Below are 17,200 nucleotides of genomic sequence, written 5' to 3'. Positions count from 1 at the left end.
AATGTTAAGTCGTTTCTTTATACAAAGACCAAAGTTTGCACTGGTAATTTCGATCATTTTGACGTTGGCAGGTGCCATCTCTTTAGCGATCCTACCCGTTGCTGAATATCCTAAAATCAGTCCGCCATCGGTGAGCGTGACGGCGTTTTACACTGGCGCGAGTGCCGAAGTGGTTGAACAGGCGATAGCCGACCCCATAGAGACCTCCGTCAATGGCGTAGAAAACATGATTTACATGTCTTCAAAAAGCGCGAATGACGGTTCGTACAGCCTAAATGTCACCTTTGATGTAGGCACAGACCCAGACATGGCTCAGGTTAACGTGCAAAACCGAGTGTCACAGATTGAGTCCAAGTTGCCTCAAGAAGTGCGTATGGTCGGTGTCACGGTGAAAAAGCGTTCTCCGGACCTGTTGATGGTTCTGAACTTCTACTCGCCAGATGGTAAGTATGATGACAAGTTCCTTATCAACTACATCAACCTGAACGTGAAAGACCAGTTAGCGCGTGTTAAAGGCATCAGTGAAGTTAACGTTATCGGTGGCGGTGAGTACGCAATGCGTGTTTGGTTGGATCCAGAGAAGATGGCCAACCTCAACCTAACCACGAGCGACGTATACGCGGCGTTAGCTGAACAAAACGTTCAAGTTGCTGCAGGACGTGTTGGCGCTGCGCCTTACAATAATCCGCAAGAAGTTCAGTTTAACCTAGTGACCAAAGGTCGTTTGGAAAGCGTAAGTGAGTTCGAAGACGTGGTTCTTCGTGCCAATTCAGATGGTTCAACGGTGTACCTGAAAGACGTTGCTCGTGTTGAACTTGGTAAAAAGTTCTACGACGGTAACGGTAAGTTCCGTGGTCAAGACGCTTCTATCGTGGCGCTGTCTTTGCAATCGGATGCGAATGCACTAGAAAGTGGTAAGGCGGTCATGGATTTGCTGGATCGCCTAAGTACGAACTTCCCTGAAGGTATGGCTTACGAAACCAGTTACGATACAACCGTATTTGTTGCCGAATCGATTAAGGGGGTTGTCAAAACACTGATTGAAGCAATCTTGCTGGTAATCGCAGTGACTTATCTGTTCTTGGGGAGTACGCGTGCAACCTTAATTCCGGTGGTGGCCATTCCGGTGTCGCTTATTGGTACCTTTGCCATCATGCAGGCCACAGGCTTCACCATAAACACAGTAACGCTGTTTGGTTTGATTCTCGCTATCGGTATCGTTGTAGATGATGCGATTCTGGTTATCGAAAACGTGGATACCACGATGGCGAAAGACCCGAGTATTTCACCGCGTAAAGCAACCTTGATCGCAATGAAAGAGGTGACGGGTCCAATTGTTACGTCGACTTTGGTTCTATTAGCAGTATTCCTTCCAGTTGCCATGCTTCCGGGTATCACTGGCATCATGTATCGTCAGTTTGCACTGACCATCTGTATTTCAGTTGTTATTTCCTCGATTAACGCACTAACACTGTCTCCAGCGTTATGTTCGTTGGTATTGAAACAGGGTGGTGGCAACACGGCAAACTGGTTCCAAGCGTTTAACCGTGGTCTTGAGCGAGTGACTGCGCGCTATGGTCAAATTGCGGGCTTCCTAGTGAAGAAGTCGATCCTACTGATCACCTTCTTCTTTGTTGCGGTTGCTGCAGTAACCTTCTTTGCAAAAACGACGTCAACGGCGTTTGTACCCCAAGAAGATAAGGGCATCTTGCTGGTTAACGTGCAACTTCCAGATTCCGCTTCGCTTTCTCGTACTGAGGAAGTGACAAATGATCTGATGAAGATGGTGGAACAGGAACCGAGCGTGGATGGTGTTACCGTTGCGAATGGTTACTCATTCATGACAGGTGCCGCAGCATCAAACGGTGCGTCTCTGTTTATCAAACTGCATGATTGGGATACGCGAAATGGTTTAGATGGAGAGCACTCTGCCAATGCGATTGCGAACCGTATTAACGGTCGAGCTGCAATGGAGCTTCCTCAAGCTATCGTCTTTGCCATGGGACCACCTGCGGTTCCGGGTATGGGGGCGGCATCTGGTTTTGAATTTGTACTTGAAGATACGCTAGGCCGCAGCCGTACAGACCTATCAATGGTTATGGGCGAGATGATTCAGGCTGCTAACCAAGCGCCTGAAATTGCGTACACTTTCAGTACGTTCCGTGCCAACGTTCCGCATTACTACGTCGACATTGACCGTGAAAAAGCCCAACAGTTGGGCATCCCACTGTCGTCTATTTTCCAAACTCTACAAGGTAACCTTGGTTCACTTTACGTGAATGACTTTACCATGTTCGGTAAGAACTTCCGCGTAACCATGCAGGCAGACAGTGAACACCGCAGCAGCATGGAAGATTTAGAGCGTTTCCACGTTCGTTCTTCTGGTGGTGATATGGTGCCGTTGAGTACGCTAGTGAGTTATGAGCAAGTGTTTGAACCGGATGTAGCATGGCGATACAACATGTACCGCAGTGCCATTATCCAAGGTCAGCCAGCTCCGGGTTACTCAAGTGGTGATGCCATTGCTGCAATGGAACGCGTTGCGGCGGAAGTTCTGCCACAAGGTTACACTTACGAATGGACGGGCATGGCCTACCAAGAGGTGCTAGCCGGTAACCAAGCGATTTATGCGTTTGCGTTGGCGTTGATCTTCATTTATTTGTTCATGGTAGCGCAATACGAAAGTTGGACGATTCCACTTGCAATTATCCTAGTAGTGCCAGTAGCGACGTTGGGGTCCTTCCTCGCATTGAACCTAACAGGCACACCTCTCAACTTGTACGCGCAGATAGGTCTCGTCCTACTCATAGCGCTCGCGGCGAAGAATGCAATCCTTATTGTGGAATTCGCCAAGCAAGAGCGTGAAGAGAAAGATGTGGATATCGATAGTGCGGCTGTTCAAGGTGGTAAACTGCGTTTCCGTGCGGTGAACATGACTTCTTGGTCGTTCATCTTGGGTATCTTCCCGCTGATCTTTGCGGCGGGTGCAGGTCACGTGAGTCAGAACTCGTTGGGTATCTCGTTGATAGGGGGGCTACTCTGCGTGCTGCTAGCGGGTACTTTCTTGATACCAGGCTTCTACGCATTGGTACAGAGAAAGCGTGAGAAAATCCATGGCGGAAGTACCAAGCTTGTTCCTCTTGATGATGAATAAACGCTGAGTTCACTCTGAAAATAAAAAGCCCGATGCATGTGAGTGCCTCGGGCTTTTTGTTGACGTTGATAGTGAAAAGGCATCAGTTGCCAAGCTCTTGGCACTTGCTCCAATCTTCGACGTTTTCATATGGGCTCAAATCTTGTGACGCTAGGTCGAAGTTATTGAGCACTTTAAACATCCCTATACTCTCACTAGGATGAGGGCAGAGCGAAACTGGCGTATTCACAGAATGCTTAGTGATTGTTGCTGTCTATACGTCGCGTGTCTTAAATTTAGCGACGGCATCGTCCATATCATGAGCTTGTGCAGAAACCGAGTTCACCTCGTGCAAACATTCTTGGGCTGACTGCATGTTATTTTCGGAAATTACATTCAGTTCGGTGATCGAATCACTGACTTGGTTCATCACAATGCCTTGCTCTTCAATAGCTGATGCAATGCGCTCCGAGTTGCCTTGAATCGCGTTCATGTCGGCAATGATTTGTTGTAAGCTTGAATCCAATTGTCCTGATGCCGATAGGGTTTGTTGCCCTTGGTCATTACATTGATCAATATCTGAAACCACCATCGACATTTGCGATTGAATGTCTGACACCACGCGAGTAATCTCCTCTGTCGATTGATGTGTGCGGCTTGCCAATGCACGAACCTCATCTGCAACGACCGCAAAACCGCGTCCTTGTTCGCCAGCACGCGCCGCTTCAATTGCCGCGTTGAGAGCAAGTAGATTAGTTTGTTCTGCAATGTCTTGGATGATGTTGACTGCACCACCAATTTTCGCAACGTGTTCGTTCAAAGAACCAATCGATTGTTGGCTATTAGACAGAATGCCCGTTAACTGGCCGACATTCGTTACTGTAGTCTCGACGACAGTACGACCTTGTTCTGCGTTGCTTGCGGCTTGATGGACGCCCTCTACAGCGACGGATGTGCTTTCTGAAATCTCTCCAATTGTCGCCACCATTTGCTGTACAGCGGTTGCCATAGAAGAGGTGTGGTCAGCTTGTGCGTGGAATTGCTCCATCACACCTTCAAGTTCGCGGTGCATATTGTCTGTGCTAGCAGATAACTGTGCGGACTTTTCTTGGGTGCCATGGATTAAGTGTTCTAGTTTATCTAATAGATCATTTAAGTGGTGACTAATGTCTACCAGCTCATCTTTGCCTTTTAGCTCAGAACGTAAACCCATATTGTTGCTTTCACTGATGTTTTTTATCGTGGCTAATAAGCTGCTGACTCGTAAGTTAATAGACCGAGATATCTGCATAATAAGGGCAAATATCACCACCAAAACCAGCACAGTGATGCTTTGCTTCACGATAGCATTCTGAGTATCGCGTTCTTGAGCCGCATTGGTCAGTGCTGAAGAGAACGTCTTAAATTGTTCTTCCACAGTATGAGAGAGGGCACGAGTCTCGCCCAATAAACCTTTATTGTAAGCAACGCCCATGGTTTGTTTCTGAGCAGCAAGCTGACGCGCACTCTCAATCAATGCTGGTACATATAAGCCTTGTAATAGGCTCTCATTAACTTCGCCTGCTTTTACGAGTTCATCGAATTGAGTCAAAGCGATCACTTGTTCGTGATTAGCGGTTATCTTGGCTTCAGACAGCGCTTGCTGATACGGTGCAAGCAACCCACTTTGGTCATCCAATCCGAAACGTTCATAGGCCGCTACAAGTTTTTGAAAGCCAGCTTGATAAGATAATAGGTCTTGTTTGAATTGGTGGCTAGAAGGGAGGTCATAACGGTTAAGAATGCCTGCCAATTCTTGTTCGGTACTAAGGAACTTATCAACGTTTCCGTCAAACTTACCAAGGTATTTGTTGTTGCCGCGTAATAAAAAGTCCTTTTCGTTACGGCGAAGGTTGAGCAATCGGATTTCCAAATCTCCGACGAGTTTAATCGCGTGGTTGAGCTCTTGGCTTTGGTTAGCGAAGTGTGACGAGGTGGCCAACAGGGTGACGATACCCAAAATGGCGATCACTCCTAGGGAGTAGAGCTTGTGCCTGATAGTCATAAAGCTTGTCCTGAATAGTTGACTAAAGTAAGGAGCCCAAAAAGGTTCCCAATGGTTAGCTCTGACGTTTTTAGTACAGCACTCTTTGGCGTTGCTGTTTTTTTGTCGCTTGCTTGTTTTTACTATCAAGTCTGCGACGTTGCGAAGCGCGTGTTGGTTTGGTTTTAATACGCTTCTTATCCGTCCGGCTAGCAGATTGGATTAACGCTTGTAATCGGTTTAATGCGTCTTCTTTGTTCTGCTCTTGCGTCCGAAATTGTTGTGCTTTGATGATGATCACTCCCTCTTTGGTGATCCGGCTATCTGACAGCGCAAGTAACCGCTCTTTATAGAAATCCGGCAATGTGGAATGACGTACATCAAAGCGCAAATGTATCGCGGACGATACCTTATTAACGTTTTGCCCACCATTTCCTTGAGCGCGGATGGGGGATAATTGGATTTCCCAGTCTTGAATTGTGACGGAGTTCGAAATTTTGAGCATGTTTACTAAATGCCAATATGGTTTGTTGCAATGGCTGATAAATTACCACTAGAGATGTATAAATAGAAGAATTGACATGAACACGATAGATTTAAGCCCCTACAAAGGTCTGATTTTCGATATGGATGGCACATTGATTGATACCATGCCAGCGCACTTGGCCGCTTGGCAAGCAACAGCCGATCGATTTGACTTCCCATTTCATCAAGACTGGTTACACAGCTTAGGTGGAATGCCAAGCTTCAAAATTGTAGGTGAAGTGAACCGTGAGCATGGTTTGTCTCTCGATCCTGAAACTGTCTCTCGTTTCAAGATGGAAACCTTTGCAGAGATGGAACTGCATGGCGAAATCATTTCCTGCACCAATACGGTTCTTGACCAATACTTTGGCGAAAAGAAGATCGCGGTTGGGACTGGCAGTCAACGTGACAGTGCGCTGCGATTACTGACGAAAGCGGGTATCTTGAAGAAACTAAACGCAGTCGTGACGGCAACAGATGTAGAAAACCACAAACCGTTCCCAGACACCTTCTTGATGGCTGCAGAACAACTCGGCCTCAACGCAAAAGATTGTGTGGTGTTTGAAGATACCGAGCTTGGCAAAAAAGCCGCTCATGCTGCGGACATGGATTGTGTAATGGTGGAAGGGGACAAGTTGGTGTTTTATCCGAAAGCTTAATAACTTTACCTAATAGAAATAAAAACGCCGCAATCAATGCGGCGTTTTTGTTTCATCTTGTTTTAGATTATTGGATGTCCAATAGTTCCACATCGAAGATCAATACACTTGCTGGTGGGATTGGGCCAGAACCACTTTTGCCATAGCCAAGAGTGCTTGGTACGAATAGGCGGACCTTTTCGCCAACAACCATGTACTGTAAGCCTTCTTGCCAACCTTTGATCACTTGGTTAAGACCAAATGAGATCGGCTCTCCACGATTTACTGAGCTATCGAACACAGTACCGTCGATAAGTGTACCGTGGTAGTGGACTTTCACTTTGCTGTTTGCCGTTGGGTGAATATCACCAGTGCCTTTTTCTAGTACTAGGTACTGTAGGCCGCTTTCTGTTGTAATGACGTTTTCTTCTTTGCTGTTTTCTAGCAAGAACGCTTGGCCTTTGGCAAAGTTTTCATCTGCGACTTTATGGTTCGTCCAAGTGCGGTAGATAAAAAATCCCGCTAGGATGAAAATGATAAGAGGAAACAGAAATTTAGACACAATTGCTCCTTGTCTTATTTTGGTTGTTTTAGCAGATAGTTGATGGTGTCAGCCATCGCTTCAACGGTTTCATGACCACCAGTGATCACTTGGTATTTGCCGTTTACGATAAAGGCAGGAACTGAGTTGATTTGACCACGAGTGGTGATTTCTTCTGCCTTTGTGATGTATTTGAACAGTTCAGCTTGTTGCGCTTCATCTAATTGATATGGGCTAATTAGGTTACGAGATTCAAATGCTTTCTCTACTGCTGCTTGACGCTCGTCAGCCGTTGCTTCTGAATCCATTTGAACGGCAGCGAACAACTCTTCCATGAATGCTTTGTCTGGTGTGCCATCTAATTGTATGACCGCTGTGTAGAAGATGATGGCACTGATTTGCGCGCTTTCATTGAACGTCACATGCATTTTTTGCACTTTCTGCTCAGTGAGTGATTCGATTTGAGGAACAAAGGTCTCCATCGTACGGCAGTGGCCACAGTTAAGAGAGAAGACTTCCGTTAGAGGCGCTAGATCGTATTCCGTCAATGATGTCGGCAATACTTCGTATTGTTTGCCTTGTTGTGGCTGAGAATTGCCGTTATCGCAAGCAGCAAGTGCCGCTACTGCGGCAAAAAGGACAACGCCTTTAGAAATGGTTTTAAACATGGGTGACGCTCTAGATTGTAAAGTTATCGATAGTTTATCGGTTAACGTTATCAACGAAAACCATTAAAACGGCTTGTTACACTAAAGTGAGACAATCGAAGAAAGTTTAGTCAAAACATGGGTATGGCGTGTAGTTTGTTGCTTTAAATCGTGTTAGCGAATGTTAGCTCATAAATTTGGTCGCTATTTACTGATGTGCATATGATGGGGTAGGCGGTTGAGTCTTTGGGAACACCGATAAATTGTCGGATAAAAGAGAACATTGGCACGATAGGTGCTTGGAAATTAGATTAGAAAAACGAAAGCACTAAAGTTTGGACATTTTGAGCCGACACAGTGAACAGGAATTCATTCTACGTTGGTAACAGTATGAAGCATTGGTTTTTAGTGGCATGCGGTATGTTGGCCGGATGCACTAGCATGGATCCTAACATGGTCCCTGGGGGGAACATTCTTGATACCGCCCCTCGAACAAATTCAGAGCTAAGACATCCAGAGTGGGGCTATGCACCTACTTCTTATGTTGCTGCGCCGAGACAGGCTGCACAAGCGCCGAGATCGATGGGAAAAAAGTCACAGGGCGTGATGTCACTGGAGATGTTTTTAAATAGGCATCAAATCGCCCACGAAACCATCAGTGGTGAGCATCTTATGGTGCGATTGAAAGAGCAGGTTCATTTTCAAACGGGGTCGGCAAGGCTGTCATCACAATCTCAAGATTGGATTCGTAGTCTAGGTCATTATTTGTCAGGCAGAACGGATATTGACGTTGTGATCGATGGTCATGCGGACAGTACTGGCGCGGCAAGCTTTAATGACTCGTTATCTGAGAAACGGGCGCGCGAGGTGGAAAAGCAATTGCTAGCTACAAGCTTACCGCGTCAGCGAGTGTTTTCCCGGGGTTTTGGGGAATACGTCCCACAATGCAGCAACGCGACGTCAAGTGGCAAAGCTTGTAACCGTCGAGTGGAACTAATGCTGATTGTTGATCAGTAATACACTTTGCAGATAATGCCAGATAAAGAAAAGAGGCACCGATTGGTGCCTCTTTTACATCCGCCAATGTTCTTAGGGGGAACTAGGCAAATTCTTTTTCAATGTAAGCGACAATGTCTGATGACTCGTAAAGCCACTGTGTTTCGCCGCCTTTCTCAATTCGTAGGCACGGTACTTTCACACGGCCACCGCCTTGTTCAAGTGCTTCACGGTGTGTTGGGTCATTTTTCGCATCACGCAATTCAATGTTTACAGATTGACGCTTCATAGCGCGACGAACTTTTACGCAGAAAGGACAAGCTTCAAATTGGTACAGTGCGTAGTTCTTGGCTTTGTCATCAACGCTTTTCTGTGCCTCTTCAGAGCGTTTTACGCCACGAGGTGAGAATACTGCGTTGAGAAGTAGAATGATTTTTCCCAAAATCCAACGGATAAACTTCATAATGATCCCTTGATGTTCAGTGGATGAGTGTCCTTGAATGTCATGCTACGCACTTACGTAACGAAATCGTTGCATGATAGGGGGGTAGTGTATCAGGTGTTATGTTTGGACAAAACCATGTTTTTACTGAGGAAAAGGGCTTTGTTGCTTAAATCGATGGAACTAAATCAAGAAGCTACGATCTGATCGGCTACATCCATTAATCGTCGTAGCCTCATGCCTAAACCTCGTTACAAAACAACTAACTGGAAACAGTACAACAAAGCCTTAATAGACCGTGGTTCTCTGACCTTTTGGGTTGATGAGGAAGCGATAGCCGAGTGGAAGCAAAACAAACAAGGCAAGCGTGGTAGACCTCGCCGATTTAGCGACTTAGCCATTACTACCGCACTGATGGTGAAACGAATATTTTCAATGCCGTTGAGAGGTCTGCAAGGTTTTCTAGACTCAGTATTTAAGCTGGCTAACATCCCGCTTGTTTGCCCGCACTACACCTGTATAAGCCGCCGAGCTAAGGAAGTTGAGGTTTCATTTAAACCCAAAACCAGAGGAGCAATACAATATCTGGCCATTGATGCCACTGGTCTCAAAGTTTATGGCGAAGGTGAATGGAAGGTCAAGAAACATGGCACTGATGGGAAGCGCAGAGTCTGGCGTAAGCTGCATATCGCAGTAGATACAAGCACCCACGAAATAGTCGCAGCAGAGCTGAGTTTATCTAACGTAACCGATGCCGAAGTGCTCCCAGCAGACACGTCGTAAAATCATCGAGATATCAGGTGATGGAGCTTATGACACAAGGAATTGTCATGATGCTATACGAATCAAGCGAGCGGTTCCGTTCATCCCGCCACGAGAAGGGGCAGCCTTCTGGGAGCAAGGACACCCTCGCAATTTAGCAGTAGGTTGTCAGAAGCTCCACGGCTCCAACAAGAAGTGGAAAAAGCGGTATGGCTATCATAAGCGCTCACTATCAGAGACAGCAATGTATCGGGTGAAACAGTTGTTAGGTGGGAAATTAAGCCTAAGAAATTACAATGCTCAGGTTGGCGAGACTTACGCTATGATCAAAGCGCTGAACAAGCTTACAGGGCTTGGTATGCCTGAAACTCAGTATGTTGTTTAAGAACTGAACAATATGGGGCTGCCATGTCTTCTCACCGAATTAAGCAACAAAGCCAACTATCTCATCAAGCTTGCTTTGTGGACTGTGATGAAATCGTTGTACGTGGTCAATCAAGCGAAGGGAAGCTTCCTTTTTTAAGGAGCGAAAAGAACGCTTAGATGCTTGGTTGAGAAGGTCATATGCTTGTTGGTCGAGGGTAAGTTTGCCCTCTATGAGCTCTTTATTCTCCATGTGAGACTCCTTTCGTCCCAAGATTGGATGTTTTGGGTTAAAAAAACGCTAAGGTTTAGCGCGAGGGGTCATGTGTCGGTCGAACTTAGTCAGATGGTCACTTAAACGAAAGCTTGCTTCTTGCCGTTTTGTTCGTTTGTTGAACTCGGCAGATTCTTCTAGCTTTCGGTTGGTTTCAGAGTCCATCTTGAACCAAATTCCAGTTGTATCTTTTCTGCGTTTTGTGGCATTTCATTTACCTCAGTGCTAAGAACTCACGAGCATGAAACCGTCTGAAGTGATTACGTGTTCGCTCTAGTTCAATGTCATGTGGCGTTCGTTCTTTTGTTGCTTTATCGACCTTTGATTGAGTTCTTAGGTAGCGATAAGAACGAAACTGTATAAGTTTCTCGGTCATAACTTTTTCTCCTTACGAGAATGCTCTTTCACTTTCATCGGCTCAGAGCAAAACCGAACCCAGCCCGTTTGCGAAACGTCGGGTGTGTTTGGGGAATATTTCTCTCCACTAAGTTTTTAGTGGGGCTTCCCCGTCGATAAAACTGATGCAGTGGAGCACGTTTCCAACGTTCTGTTGCGGCGTTTTATCTGCCTAGGCACAAATTAACAAAGAGCGATATTTATATGTGTATTTATACATGTGTTTTTGAGTTGGTGTCAAAGTTAAGGACACCAATTTTGTGTACCGTAGTTCACAGTTTTTATATTCTATTTGAATGGTGGCTTTTTGTGTAAGTGATTGAATTTTATAGGTAAAAGTTTGGGTTGTGTCGAGGTCGGCTTTTGTCGGTTATTTTGGTGTTTAATTACTGTGATTATAAACAGTTAAATTTAGATAATGTATTGATTTAAAAAGGTTTTATTGGTTTTTTATGAAGTCCAACGGATAAACTTCATAATGATCCCTTGATGTTCAGTGGATGAGTGTCCTGAGTTTCATGCAACGCACTTAAGTAACGAAATCGTTTAGCGAAGAAGGCCGTTGCATGAGAGGGCATAGTCTATCAGGTGTTTGGTTTTGACAAAACCATGTATTTTATGAGGAAAAAAGACGTTTTACCCAGCCCAATAGTCCGTTTGATTTTGCTGGATTCGCTTCTTTCCCTAAATAGAAGCTCTGCATTAAGTCGGTACGGAAAGCATCGAGATCCATACGTTTAATTACGAGTTCGTGCTGAAGGCTTTCTTGAGTTTGTTCTGCATGATCATGAGCAAGACTAAAATCCATGTTTAAGTAGCCTTGCGTATACAGCCATAGGTGAGTGATGAGTATTAAGTCTTCTGCAGACTGATTAGTAAACTTGTCTGCGTGCTCATCGCCTAATGTATCACTCAGCGCTTTCTGCATATGTTGAGAAGACGTGGAATGCTGCTCGTACAGTGCGCTGGCTTCAATATGAGACTTGGTCAAAAGTCCAAGTAAATGCAGGGCAGGCGCCGTTTCAGGCTTGTTTTCACATACTCTAATGAACAATGGGGCTTGTTCTTTAGTCCAACGTCGTCTCGCGGCTTTATGCTCGTTGACGAAAGGGATGTTTTTGAACCCCATTTCTTGGATCAGTTCATTAAGAGGCGTCATTACTTTGTAATTCCTTCACCGTCACTTCGACGTGTTGTTCGTTTATATCAACGAAAATTGAGGTGCCGGTAATCATAACAGAAAGGCTAGTGCCGCGGTCAAGGTGTTGTGAAATCAAGTCGATAGCGTCGTAATCCAAACTTGCCACATCAACAGGAAGCATGCCAAATTTGCCTGCCATCTTGTCCCACCAAACGGATGCTTTTGTGTTGTAGGTATACACTTTTACACGTTTTGCTAAGCGGGTTGCTTTCTTGATGCGGTCCGGTTCTGGCTCACCAATTTCGATCCAGTGCGTGATGCTCTGATCGTCTTCCACCCGCCACAAATCCGGTTTTTCAGTTGTTGAAAGACCTTTCGTGAACTCTAAATCATCTTTTGCATTAAGACAGAAAGCCAAAATACGCGCGAGCATGCGTTGTGGTTTCTCTGAAGGATGAAGGGCGATGGTTAGGTTCTTAGAGTCGTAGTGGTCGTTGTTCATATCGGAGATTGCGATACGAAACTTGTAAATTGTCGGTTTTAAAGCCATAAGGGGTATCAATAAATTAAGGGCAAAAAAATAGCCAGCTTAGAGCTGGCTACCATATCAAAATCTTAAAGGATTAAACTAGAGTGATTTTCTCAGCTTGTGGACCTTTTTGACCTTGAGTGATTTCGAATTCTACTTTCTGGCCTTCAACAAGAGTACGGAAGCCGTCACCTTGGATTGCAGAGAAGTGAGCGAAAACGTCAGGACCGTTTTCTTGTTGGATGAAGCCGAAGCCTTTAGTTTCGTTGAACCACTTAACTGTACCAGTAGCTTTGTTAGACATGTCTATTTCCTAAATATCTAATTTATGTAAATCTTCGCCTAATACGGCGCTTATAGCGTGGAAAAATAAATTGCTATTGCGTACCACAGGACGGGGGAATTACGAGTAATCCAACGAAATGTGAAAACAAAGAACTTTCTTTCTAGCCGTGAGAGAGTCTAGGTTAAATACAGGCAGAGTCAACATATATTGGTGCTTATAGGGCAAATATTTGTATTTAGTCACTTTTTAACCACTATATTTTTGATGAAATTTCAAATAAATGACGTTGTTGTGAAGTTTTTGAAGAATAAAATGAATTTAATTCTACAAATTTGACTATTTTCGAAAATTATTGTCCAATCTGGTTCGACCATTGCGGAGGACTTATGGCAACGAAAAAACCGACTCCTCAGCTGAATGAATGTCATCAAGATACCGAATTCGGCCGAGGCGAAATCAAAGATAACGCACTAAAAGCAGTAGTAACCAGCCAACTATTCAAAACTCGAGTAGTAAAAGCAAAGAAAGGGAAAGGCAGTTTTAACAGAAAAGCGAAACATAGAGGCAAAGAGCCCTATTCAAAGTTTTCACTACAGTGGATTTTGAATAGGGCTTTTTTCATGGCTGAAGAATCGATGTTGGCTAGCGTTCAATTTTTGGCGAGTAGATAGAGTAAGCGGTGATTTGTCCAGCAACGATGGCCGAGAACATAAACAGGGCAGAAAGACCAATACTTGGTATTGGTAGAATTGATTGTTCAAACACAGATTGACTTGCGCTAACCAACACGCGACTGCCTGGAACCAAAATGATGATGCCTTGGACAATGTAAATGGACCCCGTTAACTCCATCTTTTTCGCTATCCATGTACCGTATAACGTGATCAACACGGTTGTTACCCATGTGCCTACCACCCAACCACTTTCAAATCCAAGGTAGAAAGGTCCCCACATCCCGAGCATAGCAACGGGTAAGCCCAATAGAATATCGATCAGACGGGCATTAAAAATCACACCCAAACAAGCAGAGATTAAAAATAAGCCGCTGATGTGCATCCAAATCGGGATCTCGTTGGTATACGCGATGGACTGGGCTTGCCCCCAAATCGCCTCGCCAATATTGAGACCCATAGTGATGCCTACAAACAGTTTGATCAATGTGAGTGCACATTGTCCGAGTAAACTCGTTCCGGAAACCAAATCATTAAATGCTAAACATTCAAGTGAGTTGGCGATAGATAGTCCCGGCACAAATAAGACAATAGTCGCGATGCACAATGCCCAAACGGGTATAGGTAAACTTGTGCTGGAAAGATAGGCAACGATGATGCCTGTAAATAGAGCGGCGATGAACTCGACGGCTATTGCTCGTCGAGCCCGACAGACCTGCTGACAGCCCCACACCATAAAACCGAGTAAAAATGCAAAACCAACCGCTTCTAATGTGCTACCAACTAACATTAAATACGCTGGCGGTATGCCCATGTTCGCAAGCGCAATGACCCAAGGCGGATAGCCCGCAGGTTCAGGTACGGGGTCGCTACTCGGTTGGTTGATCCGAATAATGGTGTTCGCTAACAAGCTTAGATTAATAGAGGCAGGTTTTAGGCGCTTAAGAACCACAGCGTTGTTGTCATCGGGGAATTGATAGTTGATCGCAGTCGGTGTCGCTTGGATCATCACATCGACGCCATGCTTTTGAGCATAGTGTTGAGTGTACTTCTCTACCTTGTATGGTGCGCAACCACTGCGGTGCAATGTATCGCCAATTTCGACGATTTTGTTAATTCTATATTGAGAAGGCATAGCGAAAGCGAAAAATTCGGGTCACAAAAAAATTGCGCGTAAGTTAACAAAAACCACAGTTATCGAGCGAATAATCATTACATTTTTTATGTTTTTTTGTGGGCTATGTCAGGTGTTTTCGCTGCTGCATAAAAATTCTAAGCAAACGTTTGAGTTCTACCATACTATTCTCGATATAAAATTCATCACAAAGGCTTATCAATTGGCAGTAACGAATAGTTAAAAAGTATCATTTTTGAGAAAATATGTATTAATTTAGATTCATATCAATAAGGTGTTCTACCAGTTTGATAAGTCTCTGCTATATCTTAGGTTCGATTGAAGTCTTAGACGAGATGAACCTAAGGTTGGCGAAAGTTTGTATGTACCTCTTACGTTATAGTTCTTATGGTTGGAAAAGCACAAAGCTGCTCTTTTTAACGCTGGTGATGACGGTGTTGTACAGTGCTGCTTGTTATAGCCATGATTCGCAGCAAGATACACTTGTTGTCGCCAATTCTAAAGCGTGGAAACCTTTTTCTTACCTAACGCCAGATGGTGAACCTCAAGGCATTCTTATCGACTTTTGGAAAGAATTTGCAGCTCGAAATCATCTACACGTAGAATTTCTACTCTTAGACTGGGAAGCATCGTTACAAGCCGTGAAAGAGGGCAAGGCTGATATTCATGCCGGGTTGATTTATTCACGAGAGAGGGATGCCTATTTAGACTTTGGCTCGGTGATCATGCCAATTGATACCCAACTGTATATCAACAAGGACATACTGGGCCTTGAAATCAATGCGGTGCTTAAGGGCGACTCGGCAATGGAAGTGGGCATCGTAAAAGGTGGCTACGAAGAGTTCTTTGTACGGCAAAGATACCCGAAAGCAACACTCACCCTTTATGCAAATAATGATGCGATGCTGCGTGCCGCGGCAGAGAAGAAAATTTTCCTATTCGTAGCTGATATGCAAGTTACTAATTTTTACATGGCAACCGTGCCGGAGGGCCTGACATTCGTTCCTGCGTTGCATCTTTATAGTAAAGACTTAAGAATTGCAGCAGGAGTTGGCAGCCCTATGTCCATTGCAAAAATTTCACATGCCTTTGAACGAGTGCTAGAAACGGATAAAGATCGCATCTTAAGCCGCTGGATACATGTGAAAACCGTATACCCCACTTACCTTGTCCCCGTTGCCGTTTTTGCTCTTATCATCGCTGCAATGTTTCATATCTTTTCATTAAAACGAACTGTCGAGTTACGGACTCGGCAGTTAACGCTCGCCAACCAACAATTATTCGAATTGACCCTGACTGATCCTTTGACAAAGCTCTACAACCGCCGTCATTTGATAGAGCAACTTTCTACGCTGAGCGCCATTCGCAGCAACTTGACTGTGATGGTGTTTGATATCGATGACTTTAAGTCGATTAACGACCAGTTTGGTCACCTAGTTGGGGACAAAGCGATCGTCGCGGTTGCGAATACCGCGCAATCCGTTACTGATGAGCGCATGACGCTTGCTCGTATTGGTGGTGAAGAATTCGCTTTGGTGACAGCAGCACTCTCCGCGGAAGAAGCAGAAGTGCTTGCTAGGGAAATTTGTGCTCGGATAAACGATTTTCCCATATTGCTAGATGGAAAAACTATGCACGTTAGTGTCAGCCTAGGATGCGCTTTCTATCCAACATTCGATGCAAGATTAAGTTTACAAGACGCAGATCAACTAATGTATTGCGGTAAGGCCAATGGTAAGAACCGCGCTGTTTTTCAGATCATTAATAGAACTAACGTTGAGCCGTTACTTCGTAAGGTTCAGTAAAACTTTGAACCACCTCTCGCTACCCCCTCCATCTCGCTTGCTATACTGATTTGAACCTACTGTTTTCATTGTTATTTTTTTAGTAAATCATTGTTTTTCTAACATTGAGGTATGTCATGTATAAAGCCTTATTATCTCTACTTTGTGTTACTGCTTCATGTTCTTTGCATGCGGAAAGTGCCTCCGACATTGTTAAAAAGTCAGATCAAGCAATGCGAGGCGACTCGAGCTACAGCGAATCAACAATGGAGATTGTTCGGCCTGATTGGACACGTTCAATGACAATGAAAAGTTGGACTAAAGGAACGGATTTATCGCTCGTATTAGTGACAGCACCGGCCAAGGACAAAGGAAGTGCCTCGTTGAAACGCCAGCGCGAAATGTGGAATTGGGTGCCGAGTATTGAACGCGTCATCAAAATTGCGCCATCTATGTTGAGCCAGTCGTGGATGGGCTCAGACTTCACCAACGATGACTTGATCAACCAGTCTTCCATTGTGGTCGATTATCAGCATCAATTGAAAGGCGAGGATACATTTGATGGCGACAAGGTTTGGGTGATAGATGCGGTTGCTAAGCCCGATGCTCCCGTGGTTTGGAGCAAAGTAACGTTGTGGATTTCCAAATCGACCTATCTGCAGCGCAAAGTGGAATTCTACGATGAGTTTGATGAGAGAGTGAACGTGATGACGACTTATGATGTGAAAGAGCTCGGCGGGAGAAAATTGGCGACCAGAATGGAAATGCAGCCGCTTGATAAGCCAGAAAACAAAACCGTACTCATTACTCACCAAGCGCAGTTTGATTTTGATATCGATGACAGTTTTTTCTCTCAGCAGCAAATGAAGTCTTTACGTGATTAGACTCATTTGATGGTTAAGATCCTTGTGAGG

18 protein-coding genes and 1 pseudogene are annotated in these 17,200 nt (G+C 44.7%); 7 read left to right on the top strand and 12 right to left on the bottom strand.

Going from position 1 to position 17,200, the window contains the following annotated elements:
* Window position 1 precedes the first annotated feature (1 nt).
* Window positions 2-3,154, top strand: coding sequence for a multidrug efflux RND transporter permease subunit VmeZ (gene vmeZ, locus OQJ86_RS09620; protein ID WP_265987589.1), 3,153 nt, complete (start codon window positions 2-4; stop codon window positions 3,152-3,154).
* Between the two features lie 253 nt (window positions 3,155-3,407).
* Here the strand turns inward: vmeZ and OQJ86_RS09615 are convergent, their stop codons facing one another.
* Both OQJ86_RS09615 and arfB read right to left on the bottom strand, forming a co-directional pair.
* Window positions 3,408-5,177 (bottom strand): methyl-accepting chemotaxis protein, encoded by a 1,770-nt coding sequence (locus tag OQJ86_RS09615; RefSeq protein WP_265987588.1) that lies wholly within the window; start codon window positions 5,175-5,177, stop codon window positions 3,408-3,410.
* A gap of 70 nt (window positions 5,178-5,247) precedes the next feature.
* Entirely contained in the window at window positions 5,248-5,661 is a 414-nt protein-coding gene (gene arfB / locus OQJ86_RS09610; RefSeq protein ID WP_038867424.1) for an alternative ribosome rescue aminoacyl-tRNA hydrolase ArfB, read from the bottom strand.
* 76 nt (window positions 5,662-5,737) lie between these two features.
* On the opposite strand from arfB, the gene OQJ86_RS09605 reads away from it, so the two are divergent.
* A complete protein-coding gene (locus tag OQJ86_RS09605; RefSeq protein WP_265987587.1) occupies window positions 5,738-6,340 on the top strand; it encodes a beta-phosphoglucomutase family hydrolase in 603 nt (200 codons plus the stop codon).
* A 67-nt stretch (window positions 6,341-6,407) separates the two neighbouring features.
* On the opposite strand, the gene OQJ86_RS09600 is transcribed toward OQJ86_RS09605, so the two are convergent.
* Entirely contained in the window at window positions 6,408-6,881 is a 474-nt protein-coding gene (locus OQJ86_RS09600) for an FKBP-type peptidyl-prolyl cis-trans isomerase (RefSeq protein ID WP_045398355.1), read from the bottom strand.
* Between the two features lie 14 nt (window positions 6,882-6,895).
* Entirely contained in the window at window positions 6,896-7,528 is a 633-nt protein-coding gene (locus OQJ86_RS09595; protein WP_265987586.1) for a thiol:disulfide interchange protein DsbA/DsbL, read from the bottom strand.
* A gap of 369 nt (window positions 7,529-7,897) precedes the next feature.
* Between OQJ86_RS09595 and OQJ86_RS09590 the strand changes: the two genes are divergently transcribed.
* Window positions 7,898-8,524 carry an OmpA family protein gene (locus OQJ86_RS09590; RefSeq protein WP_045398351.1) on the top strand — a complete coding sequence of 209 codons (627 nt, stop codon included), beginning with the start codon at window positions 7,898-7,900 and terminating at the stop codon, window positions 8,522-8,524.
* Window positions 8,525-8,606: 82 nt separating this feature from the next.
* On the opposite strand, the gene OQJ86_RS09585 is transcribed toward OQJ86_RS09590, so the two are convergent.
* Entirely contained in the window at window positions 8,607-8,966 is a 360-nt protein-coding gene (locus OQJ86_RS09585; protein WP_045398349.1) for a glutaredoxin family protein, read from the bottom strand.
* A gap of 216 nt (window positions 8,967-9,182) precedes the next feature.
* On the opposite strand from OQJ86_RS09585, the pseudogene OQJ86_RS09580 reads away from it, so the two are divergent.
* Window positions 9,183-10,092: pseudogene (locus OQJ86_RS09580) on the top strand (IS5 family transposase).
* A gap of 39 nt (window positions 10,093-10,131) precedes the next feature.
* Here the strand turns inward: OQJ86_RS09580 and OQJ86_RS09575 are convergent.
* The 6 genes from OQJ86_RS09575 to OQJ86_RS09550 form a co-directional block, all read right to left on the bottom strand.
* Window positions 10,132-10,323 carry a TraY domain-containing protein gene (locus OQJ86_RS09575; RefSeq protein WP_265987585.1) on the bottom strand — a complete coding sequence of 64 codons (192 nt, stop codon included), beginning with the start codon at window positions 10,321-10,323 and terminating at the stop codon, window positions 10,132-10,134.
* A 48-nt stretch (window positions 10,324-10,371) separates the two neighbouring features.
* Entirely contained in the window at window positions 10,372-10,509 is a 138-nt protein-coding gene (locus tag OQJ86_RS09570) for a TraY domain-containing protein (protein ID WP_265987584.1), read from the bottom strand.
* Window positions 10,510-10,558: 49 nt separating this feature from the next.
* Entirely contained in the window at window positions 10,559-10,720 is a 162-nt protein-coding gene (locus OQJ86_RS09565; protein ID WP_167391156.1) for a hypothetical protein, read from the bottom strand.
* 636 nt (window positions 10,721-11,356) lie between these two features.
* A complete protein-coding gene (locus tag OQJ86_RS09560) occupies window positions 11,357-11,899 on the bottom strand; it encodes a hypothetical protein (protein ID WP_265987583.1) in 543 nt (180 codons plus the stop codon).
* On the bottom strand, window positions 11,886-12,431 hold the full coding sequence (locus tag OQJ86_RS09555) for a YaeQ family protein (RefSeq protein WP_265987582.1): 546 nt from the start codon (window positions 12,429-12,431) through the stop codon (window positions 11,886-11,888). The genes OQJ86_RS09560 and OQJ86_RS09555 overlap by 14 nt, the downstream gene beginning before the upstream one ends.
* A gap of 73 nt (window positions 12,432-12,504) precedes the next feature.
* Window positions 12,505-12,714, bottom strand: coding sequence for a cold-shock protein (locus OQJ86_RS09550; RefSeq protein ID WP_005433440.1), 210 nt, complete (start codon window positions 12,712-12,714; stop codon window positions 12,505-12,507).
* 368 nt (window positions 12,715-13,082) lie between these two features.
* Between OQJ86_RS09550 and OQJ86_RS09545 the strand changes: the two genes are divergently transcribed.
* Entirely contained in the window at window positions 13,083-13,367 is a 285-nt protein-coding gene (locus tag OQJ86_RS09545; protein ID WP_038867438.1) for an alternative ribosome-rescue factor A, read from the top strand.
* Here OQJ86_RS09545 and OQJ86_RS09540 read toward each other — a convergent pair.
* Window positions 13,339-14,502: a threonine/serine exporter family protein gene (locus tag OQJ86_RS09540; RefSeq protein WP_265987581.1), complete on the bottom strand. Its 1,164-nt coding sequence runs from the start codon at window positions 14,500-14,502 to the stop codon at window positions 13,339-13,341. The genes OQJ86_RS09545 and OQJ86_RS09540 overlap by 29 nt on opposite strands.
* Before the next feature lie 362 nt (window positions 14,503-14,864).
* On the opposite strand from OQJ86_RS09540, the gene OQJ86_RS09535 reads away from it, so the two are divergent.
* Together OQJ86_RS09535 and OQJ86_RS09530 are read left to right on the top strand one after the other, a co-directional pair.
* Window positions 14,865-16,307, top strand: coding sequence for a sensor domain-containing diguanylate cyclase (locus tag OQJ86_RS09535; protein WP_265987580.1), 1,443 nt, complete (start codon window positions 14,865-14,867; stop codon window positions 16,305-16,307).
* Between the two features lie 116 nt (window positions 16,308-16,423).
* The gene (locus OQJ86_RS09530) at window positions 16,424-17,170 is read left to right on the top strand and encodes an outer membrane lipoprotein-sorting protein (protein WP_039978080.1); all 747 of its coding nucleotides are present in this window, start codon (window positions 16,424-16,426) and stop codon (window positions 17,168-17,170) included.
* Window positions 17,171-17,200 lie beyond the last annotated feature (30 nt).

Source organism: Vibrio sp. Sgm 5 (genome assembly GCF_026241575.1).
GTDB classification, from domain to species: Bacteria; Pseudomonadota; Gammaproteobacteria; order Enterobacterales; family Vibrionaceae; genus Vibrio; species Vibrio jasicida.
The sequence above is the reverse complement of the archived record's forward strand: the minus strand, read 5'-3'. Positions and strand labels throughout refer to the sequence as shown.

Excerpts from the sequence above, each read along its gene's own strand:
- vmeZ (WP_265987589.1), top strand. The coding sequence starts at position 2 with ATGTTAAGTCGTTTCTTTATACAAAGACCAAAGTTTGCACTGGTAATT.
- OQJ86_RS09615 (WP_265987588.1), bottom strand. The coding sequence starts at position 5,177 with ATGACTATCAGGCACAAGCTCTACTCCCTAGGAGTGATCGCCATTTTG.
- arfB (WP_038867424.1), bottom strand. The coding sequence starts at position 5,661 with ATGCTCAAAATTTCGAACTCCGTCACAATTCAAGACTGGGAAATCCAA.
- OQJ86_RS09605 (WP_265987587.1), top strand. The coding sequence starts at position 5,738 with ATGAACACGATAGATTTAAGCCCCTACAAAGGTCTGATTTTCGATATG.
- OQJ86_RS09595 (WP_265987586.1), bottom strand. The coding sequence starts at position 7,528 with ATGTTTAAAACCATTTCTAAAGGCGTTGTCCTTTTTGCCGCAGTAGCG.
- OQJ86_RS09590 (WP_045398351.1), top strand. The coding sequence starts at position 7,898 with ATGAAGCATTGGTTTTTAGTGGCATGCGGTATGTTGGCCGGATGCACT.
- OQJ86_RS09585 (WP_045398349.1), bottom strand. The coding sequence starts at position 8,966 with ATGAAGTTTATCCGTTGGATTTTGGGAAAAATCATTCTACTTCTCAAC.
- OQJ86_RS09575 (WP_265987585.1), bottom strand. The coding sequence starts at position 10,323 with ATGGAGAATAAAGAGCTCATAGAGGGCAAACTTACCCTCGACCAACAA.
- OQJ86_RS09570 (WP_265987584.1), bottom strand. The coding sequence starts at position 10,509 with ATGGACTCTGAAACCAACCGAAAGCTAGAAGAATCTGCCGAGTTCAAC.
- OQJ86_RS09565 (WP_167391156.1), bottom strand. The coding sequence starts at position 10,720 with ATGACCGAGAAACTTATACAGTTTCGTTCTTATCGCTACCTAAGAACT.
- OQJ86_RS09560 (WP_265987583.1), bottom strand. The coding sequence starts at position 11,899 with ATGACGCCTCTTAATGAACTGATCCAAGAAATGGGGTTCAAAAACATC.
- OQJ86_RS09555 (WP_265987582.1), bottom strand. The coding sequence starts at position 12,431 with ATGGCTTTAAAACCGACAATTTACAAGTTTCGTATCGCAATCTCCGAT.
- OQJ86_RS09550 (WP_005433440.1), bottom strand. The coding sequence starts at position 12,714 with ATGTCTAACAAAGCTACTGGTACAGTTAAGTGGTTCAACGAAACTAAA.
- OQJ86_RS09545 (WP_038867438.1), top strand. The coding sequence starts at position 13,083 with ATGGCAACGAAAAAACCGACTCCTCAGCTGAATGAATGTCATCAAGAT.
- OQJ86_RS09540 (WP_265987581.1), bottom strand. The coding sequence starts at position 14,502 with ATGCCTTCTCAATATAGAATTAACAAAATCGTCGAAATTGGCGATACA.
- OQJ86_RS09535 (WP_265987580.1), top strand. The coding sequence starts at position 14,865 with ATGTACCTCTTACGTTATAGTTCTTATGGTTGGAAAAGCACAAAGCTG.
- OQJ86_RS09530 (WP_039978080.1), top strand. The coding sequence starts at position 16,424 with ATGTATAAAGCCTTATTATCTCTACTTTGTGTTACTGCTTCATGTTCT.